Origin of the sequence: Nocardia sp. BSTN01, assembly GCF_015354405.1 — a bacterium.
Classification (GTDB): domain Bacteria; phylum Actinomycetota; class Actinomycetes; order Mycobacteriales; family Mycobacteriaceae; genus Nocardia.
In genome coordinates this window covers 1-15,988 of record NZ_JADKYP010000089.1, presented here as the reverse complement: position 1 = coordinate 15,988, position 15,988 = coordinate 1, and the positions used below count along the sequence as shown (strand labels likewise).

Sequence of the window (15,988 nt, the reverse complement as noted above, 5' to 3'; positions counted from 1 at the left end):
CGCGGCGAGTACCCGCAACGAATCCATACCGTCCGGGGACAGGGTGGCCAGCACGCTCGGAGTGAGGAAGGCGTGCGTTACTCGGTGTGCCCAAACAACTTCCGTCAGTTCTTCCCCCGCATAGGCGTCCGGCCCGGCGACGACCAGCACCGCCCCGGCGGTATGGGCGAGCAGTATCTCGAGGACCATCGCGTCGAAGCCCGGGCCCGCCGCGTGCAGCACCCGCGAGCCGGTGTCGACGCCGAAGCGGTCGCGCACCACCGCGGCGAGGTTCGCCAGCCCCTCGTGGGTGACCACGACCCCCTTCGGCACTCCGGTCGATCCCGAGGTGTGGATCACGTAGGCCGCGTCCGCGGTTCGCGGTGTGCGCACGCGTTCCGCATCGGTGATCGTGGCCGCGGATTTCGCGGCGATCGCGGTCTCGGTCGGCGGGTCGTCGAGGATCAGCGGGAACACCGCATCGGGTAGGAGATCCCGCACCTGCGAGACCGTGAGCGCCACTCGCACAGCGGAATCCGCGAGCATGTGCGCCACGCGGTCGGCCGGATTGCGCGGGTCGACCGGCAGGAACGCCGCGCCCGTCTTGGCGGTCGCCCACAGTCCGACGACGAGTTCCGCCGACCGCGGCATCACCAGCGCGACCTGCTCACCGGGACCGACCCCCCGCTCGATCAGCGATCGCGCCAACCGGTTGGAGCGGGCGTCGAGTTCGGCGTAGGACATGGTCTGCTGTCCCGAAATCACCGCCGGCGCGGCGGGATTCAACCACATGCCCGCGGCGAGCAACCGATCCGCGCGTTGCGGCGCGACGGCCACGCCTCCGGTGGCGGGGACCACGGCGTCGCGATCGGCCCGGTGCAGCAGATCCAGCGAGATCAGCCGCGCATCGGGGTTGTTCGTGATCGCTCGCAACACCATCGCCAGCCGGTCGGCCAGCCCCGACGCCGTCGCCTCGGTGATCCGGTCCGGCCGGTAGCGCAACCGGATGTGCAGCCGGTCGGTGTGGTGGGCCTGCACGGTGATCGGGTAGTGGGCGGCGTCACGCCCGTCCGCCGCGACGACCCGCATGCCATCGATATCGGCGGCGCCCAGTCCGCTGCTGTCGACCGGATAGGACTCGAACACCACCAGCGTGTCGAACAGCGTCACCGCGTCGACCGCCGACAGTATCCGTGGCAGTTCGAGGTAGTGATGGTCGAGCAGGCGAGTGTTGCCGGCCTGCAGCCGGGTCAGCGCCTGCTCGACGGTGTCCTCGCGGCGCACGTCGGCGACGACCGGGATCGTGTTGATGAACAATCCGATCATCGACTCCACTCCGGGCAGGTCGGCGGGCCGGCCGGATACCGTACTGCCGAAGACGACACGCTCGGAGCCGAGCAGATTGCCCACGACCACCGCCCAGGCGAACTGGACGATCGTCGCCATCGTCACCGCGTGGGACCGGGCGAAGTCCGCCAGTTCGGCGCTCAGTTCACCGTCGATCTCCACCGGCAGATCGATCGGCATGGCCGCGGCCGCATCGGCATGTGGGTCGGCGACCAGGGTCGGTTCGGTGACATCGCGCAGCGCGTCGCGCCACACCGCCTCGCTCGCGGCACGATCGCGGCGAGTCAGCCATTCCAGATAGTCGCGGTAGGACACCGCATCCGGTAGCAGCTCGGGCTGTGTGTCCACCGCGTACAGGCCGATCAGTTCCCGCCACAGCAGCGGCAGCGACCATCCGTCGAGCAGGAGGTGATGAGCGGTCAGGATCAGCCGGAAGTCGCCCGGACCCACCGTGGCGAGCACGAATCGCAGCAGCGGCGGTTGCGCCGGGTCGAAGAACGACGCCCGCTCGGCATCGAGCAGGGCCGCGGTCTCGGATGCGGCGCCGGAGAGCGTGACCTGCCGCCACGGCACCTCGACACTGTCCGGAATCACCTGCACCGCAACGCCTTCGATGGTACGCGCGAACGCGGCCCGCATATTCGGGTGCCGGTCGAGCAGCGCGTGCGCGGCACGCAGGAACCGGGCGTCGTCGACCTCGCCGGAGAGGGTGAGCACGGATTGGGCCAGATAGACATCGAGGTGGCCCGCGGCGATCTCGGCGTGGAAGAGCAGGCCGGCCTGCAGCGGCGCCAACGGCCACACGTCGTCGAGGCGTCCGTAGCGGTGGGCGAACGTGTCGAGATCGGTGCGGGTCGCGTCGACGAGCGGCACATCGGCGCGGCTGAGGCCCCAGTCCCGGTCGGCGGCGGCCGCGACGGCGGTGAGCGCCTCGACCCATTCGCCGGTGAGTTCGGCGACCTCGTCGTGGTCGAGCAGCCGGGAGGCGTAGCCGACGTATGCCGACAGTTGGGGTCCGGCGGCCGTGTCGAATACGGTCACATCGATGGTGAGCACCGCCGCCACCGGCATATCCGGCTCGAATGCCGCACGCTGATCGAAGGTTTCGCCGGACGGAACCCACGCCGGATCCGCCGGATCCGCGAGATCGACTCCGCTGCGCCCGAGGTTGTTGTAGGCGATCTGCGGTTCCGGCAGATCGGCGAATCGCTGGGCGGTGGCGGGATTCAGGAAGCGCAAGAGTCCGTAACCGATTCCCTTGTCGGGGATTTCACGCAACTGATCCTTGACCGACCTCACGGCGGCGGGCACGTCGTCGGAGTCGGTCCCGTCGAGGTCGAGGACCACCGGATACCGGGTGGTGAACCAGCCGACCGTCCGCGACAGGTCGGCCCCTTCCGCGATCCCTTCCTCGCGCCCGTGTCCCTCGAGCATGACACTCGTTGTCGCACAGTCGATGCCGCGGCGGTCGCGCCAGCGTCGCACGGCCATGGCCAGCGCGGTCAGCAGCGCATCGTCGACGCTGCCGTGGGCGGCCGCGGGCACCTCGCGGAGCAACGCCGAGGTCACGTCCACCGGCAATGTGACGGTCAGGTGGCGCACCGTCGACTGGGTGTCGAGTGCGGGATCGGGATTCGCACGTCCGAGCATCGGGTCCGGGACAGAGCACAGGTGGTGCCACAGCCGGAACTCGTCTGCGCGCGCGGCGGCGGCTTCGACCAGCGCGTCGGCCCAGCGCCGCATCGAGGTGCCGGGGGTGGCCGGCTCGACGGCCCGTCCGGCGACGATCCGCTGCCATGCGGTGGCGAAGTCGGGCAGCAGAATGCGCCACGACACCGCGTCCACGGCCAGATGATGGACCACGACGAGTGCGCGCGCCTCGGCGTCCACCCCCGGCTCCGGCAGCAGGCAGACGACGTGCACCATCGCACCGGCCGCCGGGTCGAGCCGGTCGGCCGCCGCGGCGGACGCCGCCTCCACGACGGCGGTGAAGCCCGGCGAGCCGGGTCGTTCGCCGGCGCCGAAGGTTCGGACCGACACCGATGCGGCCGTCTCGGATGCGTTCGGCGGCAGCACATCCCAGCGGCCCGCCCGGAGCCGGGAGCGCAGCACGTCGTGGCGTTCGACGACCGCCCGCACCGTCGCACGCACGTCCTCGACCCGTGCGTCGCGCGGCAACCGCACCAGTATGGACTGCGCGAACCGCGCCGGCGCCCCGAGATGCTCGACGAACCAGGCCACGATCGGCGTGAGCGCGATCTCGCCTACCCCGCCGCCGGGCAGTTCCTCGATCGCGGCTCGCGCCGGCGCCTGCGCGATCTGCGCCAAGCCGCGAACGGTCTTGCGCTCGAAGATGTCTCGCGCCGTCACACCGATCCCGACGGCCCGCAATCGCGACGCCAGCTGGATCGACATGATGGAATCGCCACCCAGCGCGAAGAAGGACGTGGTCGCGCCGACGCCGCGCACACCCAGCACATCGGTGAAGGCCGCGGCCACGGTGCGTTCGAGCTCGTCGGCGATGGCCGCCGCGCCCTCGCTCGCGGTGTCGAAGTCGGGTTCCGGCAGAGCTTTTCGATCCACCTTGCCGGTCGAGGTGAGCGGCAACCGGTCCAGGACGGTGATCGTCGCCGGCACCATATGCGCGGGCAGGGCGGCCGCGAGCCGATCGAGGATCTCCCCCCGTGCGGCGGTCACATGGGGGTCGATGGTGACATAGGCCGCGAGCACGGTCCGCCCGCCAGGGCCCGTGCGGGTCACCGTGACCGCGGTGCTGACGGCCGGATGTAGGAGCAAGGCGGCATCGATCTCGCCCAGCTCGACCCGCTGGCCTCGGATCTTGACCTGGAAATCGAGCCGGCCGACGTACCGCAGCGTGGCCTGCTCGGTCCAGCGCACGATATCGCCGGTGCGGTACATCCGGCTCCCGGCCGATCCGTACGGATTGGCCACGAACGACGCCGCCGTCAGACCCGGGCGATTCAGATATCCGCGGGCGAGTGCGGATCCGGCGAGGTACAGCTCCCCCGGCACGCCGATCGGCACCGGCCGTAACCGCGCGTCCAGCACCGCCGCCTCCGCGCCGCGGATCGGTCCGCCGATGGTGAGGATGTCGTGCGGATCCACCGGATCGCTGATCGTGATCACGATCGTCGTCTCGGTCGGACCGTAGATGTGGTGCAGCCGCCGCTCGGCCGCCCACGCCGCGATCAGATCGGGTGCCACCTTCTCGCCACCGACCGCGAGCACCCGCACCGACTCGACCTCGGCGGGCGTCATCGTCGCCAGCACACTCGGCGTCAGGAACGCGTGCGTGACGCGGTGCGCCGCGATCAGTGCGGCCAGATCCGCGCCCCCGACCACCTCCGGCGGGGCCACCACGAGCGTCGCGCCGGCGGCGTGCGCCATCAGCGCTTCGAGCAGGACGGCGTCGAAGGCCGGTGATGCGACCTGCACGATGCGCGAGCTGCCCTCGACTCGGTAGCGGTCGCGCTGCTCGTCCGCGAAGGCGGCGAGCCCCTCGTGGGTGACCATCACACCCTTCGGCGTCCCGGTCGAGCCGGACGTGTAGATCACATAGGCAACATCCCGAAGTCGCGGTGCGCGTGGATGTTTCACCGCGGCGTCGCCGGTGGTATGAGGTTCGTCGAGCGTCAGCCAGCGCACATCGCCGGGCAGCGCGCCGCGCGCGGCGGTCGTCGTGATGCCGAGGGCCGCACCGGAGTCGTGCAGCAGATAGGCGATTCGCTCCGGCGGATAGCGCAGGTCCAGCGGCACGAAGGTAGCGCCGGTCTTCACGATCGCCCACATGGCGATGTGATAGTCCGCCGAGCGCGGCGCGGCCAGCGCCGCGCAGACCCCCGGTTTCGCGCCTGCCGAAAACAGCTGGGCGGCAAGCTCTTCCGCGCGAGCGTCGAGCTCTCGGTAGGTGAGGGTGCGAGTACCGTCGATCAGCGCGACCGCCTCCGGAGCGGTGGCCACCGCTGCGGCGAGCAGTTCCGGGAGCAGCCGCGGCGCGGGTGCGGCGCCGCCCCGCGCCGGGACCAGACGCTCGGCCTCGTCGGCGTCGAGCAGCGCGATCTCGCCCACCGGCCGGGCGGGATCGTGGACCACCGCGTCGAGGACCCGAACGAACCGGTCCGCCAGCGCGCGTGCGGTGGACTCGACGAAAAGGTCGGTGGCGTAGACGATTTCGCCGTCCATGCCGGTGGCCCCGGCACCGCCGGGGTCGTCGGTCAGCAGGACGGTGAGATCGGTTTTGGCCTGGGCGACACCGGGATCGACCAGTTCCACCTCCACATCGGGCAGCCGGAATCGGTCCGCCGGGGTGGTCTGCAACCCGAACAGCACCTGATACAGCGGCGTATAGGCCGTGGACCGGGGCCGGTCGAGCAGATCGACCAGCCGCTCGTAGGGCAGATCGGCGTGCGCGAGCGCCTCGAGGTCGATGCCGCGCACCTGCGCGACGAGCTCGGCGAACGACACGTCGTCGCGGACCGGTGTGCGCAGCACGACGGTGTTGACGAACATGCCGACCAGATCGTCCAGCGCCGCCGTCCCGCGCCCCGCCACGGGTGTGCCGATCGACACGTCGCGGGTGTTCGCGGTGCGCGCCAGCACGAGCGCCAGCGCGGAATGCAGCACGACGAAGACGGTGACGCCCTCGCGGCGGGCCAACTCCACGATCGCGTGGTGCAGCGGCGCCGGTATGCCGAATCGCACACTGCCACCGGTCATCGACATGGTCGCGGGCCGTGGATGATCGGCCGGCAGGTCCAGCAGTTCCGGCGCGTCGGCCAGCGCCGCCGTCCAGTAGGCGGCCTGACGTGTCGTCACCGATTCCGGATCGTCCTCGGCACCGAGCACGTCTCGCTGCCACAGCGTGTAGTCGGCGTACTGGACGGTCAGCGGTTTCCATTGCGGTGCTTCGTCTTGCACGCGCGCCGCGTAAGCGGTGAAGATGTCGCGGGCCAGCGGCGCCATCGACGAGCCGTCGGCGGCGATGTGATGGACGACCAGCACCAGCATGTGCCGCGCGGGCCCGGTGCGATACACCCGCACGCGCACCGGGACCTCGGCCGAGACGTCGAAGCCCGTCGCGACGGTCTGTCGGATTCGCTCCGGAAGCGTGGCCTCGTCGACCGGCTCCACATCCGGTGCCAGCTGCGCGACCACCGCGGCCACCTCCCGCACCACCTGGCAGGGTTCACCGGCCACCGTCGGATAGAAGGTGCGCAGGGGTTCATGGCGGCCCACGACGTCCTCGAACGCGGCGCGCAGGGCGCGCAGATCCAGTGCGCCGGTCAACCGCGCCGCGAAGCCGATGTTGTAGGCCGCCGAATCGGGATCGAACTGGTTGATGAACCACAGCCGCCGCTGTGCCGCCGCCAGCGGAACCGTGGCCGGGCGCGGCCGCGGCACCAGCGGGATCAGTGACGACGGGGTGCGCTGTGTGAGACGAGCCGCCAGCCCGGCGATCGTCGGCTCCTCGAAGATGTCCCGGATCCCCACCCGCACCCCGAGCGCCGTCTCGGCGCGCGCGGCCAGCCGAGCGGCCGAGAGTGAGTCGACACCGAGCTCGAACAGGTTCGCCGCGACGCTCACCCGCTCGCCGCCGGTGATCACGGCGACTATATCGGCCAGTGCCGCTTCGTGTTCGGTACGCGCCGGCACGAATTCCGCCGTGCCGTCGAACTCGAGTCGCGGAAGCGCGGCGCGGTCGAGTTTGCCGTTCGCGGTGAGCGGCATCCGGTCGAGCACCTCGACGCGACCGGGAACCAGATACGACGGCAGCAGCCGCGCGAGCCGGTCCCGGATCGCCCGCCCGTCGATCACCGCGCCCGGTCCGAGCGTCACATAGGCCACGATGCGCTCCGCGGTCGCCACCGCGACCGCGCGCGCGACCTCCGAGACCGCGCACGCCGCCGCCTCGATATCTCCCGGCTCGACGCGCTGACCATGCACCTTCACCTGGAAATCGCTGCGGCCCGAGAAGTCCAGTTCGCCGGATCTGGTCCAGCGCACCAGATCTCCGGTGCGGTACAGCCGCTCGCCCGGTGCGCCGAACGGATGCGCGACGAAGGCCGCGCACGTCAGGTCGGCGCGGCCGTGGTAGCCGCGCGCCAGTTGCACACCGGAGACGTACAGGTCGCCGACGACGCCGACCGGCACCGCGCGCAGTCTCCGGTCCAGCACGTACACCCGCATAGCGGAGACCGGTGCGCCGATCGGGACCGTCGCGGGAATCGTCGCGCCGGGCAGGCATCGCGCGGAGGTCACCACCTCCGCTTCGGCCGGGCCGTACCAGTTCACCACCTCCGCGGCGGTGAACACCCGCGCCGCGGCGTCGACAGTGACTTGCGGCAACGCCTCACCGGCGACGAATACCCGTCGCACCGAGGGCAATTCGGTGTCGCCGACGGTTTCGAGGAGAACGTCGAGCATCGACGGGACGAAATGCACGGTCGTGATGTCCCGGTTCGCGATGCAGTCCGCGAGGTAGGCCGGGTCGCGATGTCCGTCAGGTTCGGCGATCACGATGTGCGCGCCGGTCTGCAACGGCCACAACAGCTCCCACACCGCGATATCGAAGGTGACGGGAGTCTTGTGCAGGACCGTATCGCCGGCGCCGTGCGGCCACTGCCGCTGCGCCCAGGCCAGCTGACTCGCGGTGGCGGCGTGGGTCAGCGCCACCCCCTTGGGCACGCCGGTGGAGCCGGAGGTGAACAGGACGTAGGCCACATTGTCCGGCCGCAGTGGCGCGAGCCGGTGCGCATCGGTGATCGCGTCGCCGGACAGAGCGGACAGATCCAGCCGATCGAGATCCCCGCGCGGACATCCCGGTGGCAGGCCGTCGCCGTCTGCGGCGGTCGTGAGAACCAGGATCGGGTGTGCCGCGTCCAGCACGTCGGCGATGCGCCGGCTCGGCTGCTGCGGATCGATCGGGACGAAGGCCGCACCCGACTCCAGCACCGCGTACAACGCCGTCACGAGGTCGATCGAGCGCCGAACCGCCACGCCCACAGTGGTTTCCGTGCGCGCACCGCGCGCGATCAGCCATCGGGCCAGCCGGTGGACACGGTCGGCGAAGTCCCGGTAGGTCAGCGCGTCGCCGTCGACGGGCAGGATCGCCGGCGCGTGCGGGGTGCGGCGCACCTGTTCGTCGAAGCCGTCCACCAGGGTCCGGCCCACCGACATCGGGTCGCCGGTGTCGTTCCAGCGTTTGAGCACCAGCTGCCGTTCGGCGGCATCGAGCAGGTCGAGCTCGCCGAGCGGTGCGTCGGCGTCGGTCGTGAGCCCGTCGAGCAGGCGGACGAACCGGTCGGCGAACCGTTGCGCCGACTCCGCGTCGAACAGGTCGGTCGCGTAGGTCAGCCGCAGCGTCATGCCGGCCGGCTCACCGTCGCGGCCGTGCTCCTCGGTCACCATGAAGAGCAGGTCGTAGATCGCGGAACTGTCACCGGGATCGATGGTTTCGACGACGAGGTCCGGAAGTTCCACCCGGGCCCGCACCATGTTCTGATAGGCGAGCATCACCTGGAACAGCGGCGAGTGCGCGGTCGAGCGGGCCGGACGCAGCGCGTCGACCAATTGCTCGAACGGCACGGTCGCATGGTCGAAGGCCTCGATATCGCTGCGGCGCACCGCGTCCAGCAATCCGGTGAATGTCCGGTCGAGCGTGACGCGGGTGCGCAGCACCAAGGTGTTGACGAACATGCCGACCAGGTCGTCGAGCACCCGGTGGCCACGACCGGCATACGGTACGCCGACGGTGACGTCGTCGCTGCCGGACAGGCCCGACAACAGGACCGCGAGCGCCGTGTGCACCACCATGAAGGTCGTGGCTCGCGCGCGCTGGGCCAGCGATTCCACCCGGCTCTGCAGTTCCGCCGGGATGTCGGCGTGGATCAGTGCGCCGCGATGGCTCTGGTCGACCGGGCGCGGCCGGTCGGTGGGCAGTTCGAGCAGCTCCGGTATGCCGGCCAGTCGTTTTCGCCAATAGGCGATATCGCGGGCCACCGGCGATTCGGGATCGTCGGGCGAGCCGAGCACCGCGCGCTGCCACAGGGCGTAATCGGCGAACTGCACCGGCAGCGGCGGACGGACCGACGGCTGGGCGCCGGTGCGCGCCCGATAGGCGGCCACGAGATCCGCGGCCAGTGGTGCCACCGAATAACCGTCGCAGCTGATGTGGTGCGCCGCGATCGCGACCACCCGGACGGTGTCGGACAGCTGGTACAGCGCGACCCGGACCGGCACCGCCTCGGACACGTCGAATCCGGTGGTCGTCAGCGCGGCCAACCGGCCGGCCAGCTCATGCTCGTCGATCCGCTGCGGTGTCAGATCCCAGTCCGCGACGACGGCGGCCGCGTCCAGCACCACCTGCGTGGGCACGCCGTCGACCGCCGGGTACACGGTGCGCAGGCTCTCGTGCCGTTCGACCACGTCACCGACGGCGGCCGTGAGTGCGTCCGTGTCGAGGCTGCCTTCGAGCCGGACCGCCAGCGGCACAAGGTATCCCGGCGCCTGCGGGTCGTATTGGTTGAGGAACCACATCCGGGTCTGCGCCGTCGACAACGGCAGGCGATCCGGTCGCGGTCCGGGAGCCGGGGCGGGCAGCGCGGGCACGCCCCGCAGCCGGGTGATGCGCTCGGCGAGTTCGGCGACCGTGGGCGCTTCGAAGATCATCCGCACCGGCACCGACGCATCGAGTGTGGCGCCGATCCGGCTCAGGGCGCGCGTGGCGACGAGCGAATTGCCACCCAGGTCGAAGAAGTCGTCGTCCGCGCCCACGACGGGCACGCCGAGCAGTTCGGTGAAGACCTCGGCGACGGTCTGTTCCACGATCCCCTGGGGCGCACGGTATTCCGTCCGCCCGTTCGAATCCGGAACCGGCAGGGCCCGGTAGTCGATCTTCCCGTTCGCCGTGAGCGGCACCCCGCCGATCCGGATCACGGCGGACGGCACCATATAGGCCGGCAGGCGTTCCAGCAGGAGGCGCCGAATCCGCCTGGCGTCCATGGTTTCCGGTGCGACAACGTAGGCGATCAGGCGTTGCTCGCCCCGGCCCGCGTAGACGCGCGCCACCGCCGCGCTCACCTCGTCCTGCGCGAGCAGCGCCGCCTCGATATCGCCGAGTTCGATGCGCAGCCCGCGAATCTTGACCTGGTCGTCGGCGCGCCCGACGTAGCTCAGGACGCCGCCCTTCTCCCAGCGGACCAGATCACCGGTCCGGTACATGCGCGACCCGGGCACGCTGCCGAGCGGGTCGGCGACGAACGTCGCGGCGGTCAGATCCCGGCGCCGGTGATAGCCGCGGGCGAGCTGGACACCGCTCAGATACAACTCGCCGGTCACAGCCGCCGGTACCGGGTGCAGACGCGAATCCAGCACGTGGACCACGACATTCGGCTCCGGCGTGCCGATCGGCACGGTGCCGCCGTCGATACCGTCGACGTGGTAGGCGGTGACGCTGACCGCGGCCTCGGTCGGCCCGTACAGGTTGTCCAGGCGCGCATCGCTGAGTTGCCGGAAGCGACGGACGGTGTCGGCCGGCAGCGTTTCGCCGATGCACAGCACGCGCCGCAGATCGGGGAAGTGGTGACCGGCCGCCGTATCCTCGAACGCCGAGAGCAGCGACGGCACGAAATCGGCCGTGGTGACGTGATGGTCGGCCATCAGCCGCGCGACCGCCTCCGGGTCGGCGCCCGTACCCGGGCCGGCGATCACCAGCTCGGCGCCACAGGTCAAGGCGCAGAACAGTTCCCATACCGACAGGTCGAAGGTGACCGGGGTCCGCAACAGCATGACGTCGTCACCGAGCCGGTAGTGTTCGCGCAGCCAGCGCAGCTGATTGACCACCGCGGCATGCGATACCGCCACGCCCTTCGGCACCCCGGTCGAGCCGGAGGTGTAGATGACGTATGCCAAATTCTCCGGTCGCAGCGGCCCGAGCCGGTCGCGGTCGGTCACCGGCGAAGCGTCGAGCGAGCGGCCGCCGAGTTCGGCGAGGTCCCAGATCGGGAGGTCGCCGGGCAGGTTCGCCTCGTCGGATCGGCGGGTGAGTACCGCACGGGGTCGTGCCGCGCTGAGCACCGCGCGCACCCGATCGAGTGGATGTTCCGGATTCACCGGCAGATACGCCCCACCGGCCGCATGGATCGCGTAGAGGGCGGTCAGCAGGTCCACCGAGCGGTGCATCGCCACGGCCACCACGGCGTCCGGGCCGACGCCGCGGTCGATCAACGTCCGCGCGAGGGCGTTCACCCGGGCCGCGAACTGGCCGTAGTCGAGTCGCGTGCCGTCCTCGGCGTCGAGGACGGCGCTCGCGCGCGGTGTCGCCGCGGCCTGGGCGGCGAACAGGTCGGCGATGGTCGCCGAGGACGGCGCCATGGTCCCGCCGGTTTCGCGCACGGCCAGCTCGCGCGCCTCCTCGTCGGTCAGCAGGTCGATATCGCCGATCGCCCGGTCGGGCCGGTCGACGACCGCGTGCAGCAACAGCACGAATCGGTCGATCATCGAGCGGATCGTGGACTCGTCGAACAGATCTGTCGCATAACCGAATTCGAGGGCCATCCCACCCGGATCGCCGTCGCGCTGCGCGGTGTCGACGAGATTGAGGTGCAGATCGTATTTGGCCACGCTCGGGTCGGCGGTCCGGGCGTCGACGGTCAATCCTTCGAACCGCACCGCCGGAATGTCGATGTTGTGGAACGCGAACCCCACCTGGGTCAGCGGCGCATGGGCCGTGGAACGCGACGGATTCAGCACCTCGACGAGACGTTCGAACGGGATGTCGGCATGGTCGAAGGCGGCCAGATCGGTCGCGCGGACCTGCTCGAGGATTTTTCGGAAGGAGGCGCCGGGTTCGATGCGGGTGCGCAACACCAGGGTGTTGACGAACATGCCGATCAGGTGTTCGAGCCCGGCTTCTCCGCGCCCGGCGACCGGCGTGCCGACCGCGATGTCGTCGCCGGCCGACAGACGTGCCAGCAGGGCGGCGTACGCCGCGTGCAGCACCATGAAAACCGTGGCATCGCATGAGCGGCCCAGCGCGGTGAGCGCATGCCCGAGGTCGGCGGGCAGGGTGTGCGACACCGTCGCACCGCGGAAGCTCTGCCGCGCCGGGCGCGGGCGATCGGTGGGCAGATCCAGCACTTCGGGCAGATCGGCCAGCGCCGTGCGCCAGTAGTCGACCTGCACGGCGGCCGGAGCGCTCGGATCGTCTTCGGTGCCGAGTCGCTTCCCTTGCCACAGTGCGTAATCCGCGTATCGCACGGGCAGCGGATCCCATCGCGGCGCCTGCTGCCGGCGGCGTGCCTCGTAGGCGGTCATCAGATCGGCGGCCAGTGGGGCGAGTGAGGATCCGTCGAAGCTGATGTGATGGACGACGAGGACCAGCGTGTGTTCCTCGGGCGCGGGGCGCAGCAGGACGATCCGAAACGGAACGTCGCGGGTGACGTCGAATCCCGCGGCAGCCGTCGCGGCGATCCGCGCCTCGAGTTCGGCCGCGGGCACCGTCACCGGCTCCAGCGACGGCAGCGCCTCGCGCACCGGCACGACCACCTGATGCGGCCCGGTGTCGCTGTCCGGATACACGGTGCGCAACGCCTCGTGCCGGTCCAGCACATCGGCGAAGGCCGCATGCAGGGGCGCCACGTCGAGAGGGCCGGACATGCCCAACACCAGGGCGATGTTGTAGAGCGCCGAGTCGGTGTCGAACTGGTTGAGAAACCACATCCGGGCCTGGGCCGGGGACAGCGGGATGCGCGCCGGCCGCGGTTGCGGCAGCAGCGGTTCCCGCCCGGGTGTGTCGATGGTGTGCAACGCCGCGGCGAGCGCCGCGACGGTCGGGGCGTCGAAGACGGTGCGCAACGACACCTCGACACCGAATGCGGCACTCAGCCGCGCGACCAGCCGCGTCGCCGACAACGAATTGCCGCCCAGGGCGAAGAAGTCGTCCGCGGCGCCGACCCGGTCGATGCCCAGCACGGCGCCGCACACATCGGCGACGAGCTGTTCGGCCGCATCGCGCGGCGCAACGAAATCGGCTCGCGCACTGGCGAATACCGGCTCCGGCAGGGCGGCGCGGTCGACCTTGCCCACCGAGGTCAGCGGGAGGACGTCGAGTACCGTCACCGACTCGGGAACCATATGCGCGGGCAGGTGGCGCGCGGCGTAGGACGTCACGGCGGCCACGTCGACGCCGTCGTCGACCGGCGCGAGATAGGCGGCGAGCCGCATTCCACCGTCGGTCTCGACGCTCACCGCGACCGCGGCGGCGACATCCGGATGACCGGCCAGCACGGCCTCGATCTCACCGAGTTCGATGCGTTGCCCGCGGATCTTCACCTGGAAGTCGGTGCGCCCGGCGTATTCGAGGGTGCGTTCGGGGGTCCAGCGGGCCAGATCGCCGGTGCGGTACATCCGCTGCCCCGCCGCGCCGAACGGCTCGGCCACGAACGCCGCCGCCGTGTCCGCGGGCCGATCGAGATATCCGCGGGCGAGATGGATGCCGCCGATGTACAGCTGTCCTGTCACCCCGACCGGTACCGGCCGCAGCCGCTCGTCCAGAACCAGCGCTCGCACACCGCGGATCGGACCGCCGATCGTCACCCGGTCGCCGGGCCTCAGCGGATCGCTGATCGCCACCATGATCGTGGTCTCGGTCGGTCCGTAGCCGTTGTGCAACCGGCGGCCGGGACCCCACACCGCGATGGTGTCTGCCGAGACCGCCTCTCCACCGGCCACCAGCACCCGCAACGACCCGAGCTCGGCGGGCGACATCGTCGCCAGCACGCTGGGCGTGAGGAACGCATGCGAGATCCGTTGCCTGCGAATCACTTCCGCCAGTGGCTGTCCGGCGAAGACATCCGGTGGCGAGACCACCAGCGTCGCGCCGTGCGGATGCGCCATCAGCAGTTCGAGCACCAGCGCGTCGAAGCCCGGAGCCGCCACCTGCAGCACTCGCGCGGAATCGCCGATCCGATACCGATCCCGTTGTTCGGCAGCGAAATTCGCCACAGCCGCGTGCGTCACGGCGACGCCCTTCGGCTCGCCGGTCGAACCCGACGTGTAGACCACGTACGCCGTATTCGACACCCGGCACGGGCGAATCCGGTCGCGGTCGGTCACCGCGGACGCGGAGCGGCACGTGATGCGGGCCTCGGTGCGCGGTTCGTCGAGAACCACCCGCTCGGTGGTGTGCGGCACCAGATCCCGCGTCGCGATCACGGCGACAGCGACCCGGACGTTCGCGAGCATCACCGCTACACGCTCGGCCGGATTGCGCGGATCCACGGGGACGAAGGCCGCACCCGTCTTCGCCACCGCCCACATTCCCACCACGAGTTCCACCGACCGCGACAGCACCAGCGCGACCCGGTCGTCGGCGCCGATCCCGTACTCGATCAGCACTCGCGCCAGCTGGTTCGACCGGGCGTCCAACTCCCCGTACGTCAGGGTGTGCCCGCCCGATACGATCGCCACCGCCTCCGGATCCCGGACCGTCAGCAGTTCGGCCAGCACGAGCGGCGCCGCGGCATCGCCACCGGATGCGGGCACCAGCGCGGTGCGCTCACCGGCCGACAGCACATCGACCGCGCCGACCCGCTGCCCCGGATCTCGCACGACCGATTCGAGAATCCGATGCAGGCGCGCGGCGAACTCCTCGACCGTGCCCCGGTCGAACACGTCGGTCGCGTAGTTGATCCGCATCGGGAGATCGCCTGCCGCCCCGGCATTCTCGGCGACGGTGACGATCAGGTCGACCTTCGCCGGCTGCGGTCCCGGATCCAGGACCTCGGCGGTGACCCCGGCGAGCTCGAGGGTCGGGCGGTCCATATTGTCGAACGCCAGATACACCCGGCACAGCGGGTCCTGCGCCGCCGCCGACATCGGCTCGATCGCTTCGGCGACCCGTTCGTAGGGCAGGTCGCTGTGGGCGAGCGCGCCGACATCGATGTCCTCGACGCGGGTCAGGAAGTCGGCGAACGTTTCGTCGTCACGCACCCGCGTCCGCAGTGGCACGGTGTTGACGAACATGCCGATCAGCGGTTCCAGCGCGCGTTCGCCGCGGCCCGCGACCGGCGTGCCGACGGTGATGTCCGCCGAGCCCGACAGCCGGGCCAGCAGCACCGCCAGCGTGGCGTGCACGACCATGAAGGTGGTGACCTTCGCCGTGCGGGCCAGTTGCTCGATCCCGGCGTAGGTCTCGGCGGTGATCGCGGTGTCGACGGTATCGGCGAGCAGGGACCGGGTATCCGGCCGCCGGCGGTCGACCGGGAGTTCCAGCGGCCGCGCCATACCCGCCAATTGCGTTGTCCAGTAATCCAATTGGCGCGAGGCGAGCGACTCGGGATCGGTGTCGTCGCCCAGTAGCATGTGCTGCCGGATGCTGTAATCGGCGTAGTGCACCGGCAGTGGCTGCCAGCCGGGGGCGTGCCCCTGCGCCCGCGCGCGGTAGGCGGTGGCGAAGTCGGCCGCGAGTGGCGGCAGCGACGACCCGTCGCAGCAGATGTGGTGCAGCACGACCACCAGGACGTGCCCGTGATCGGCGGTGGCGAACAGGGCGACTCGGATCGGCGGCCGGTGTCGCACATCGGATCCGGTCGACACCAGCTCACCGATCCGGTGGTCGAGTTCGTCGGCGCGGATGCGCCGC

Annotated in this window: 1 protein-coding gene; it reads right to left on the bottom strand. The window is 70.6% G+C overall.

The genetic code is table 11. The features are described from left to right. Positions 1–15,988: non-ribosomal peptide synthetase (locus IRT45_RS34315; RefSeq protein WP_194809929.1), on the bottom strand; the 15,988-nt coding region annotated here is incomplete at both ends.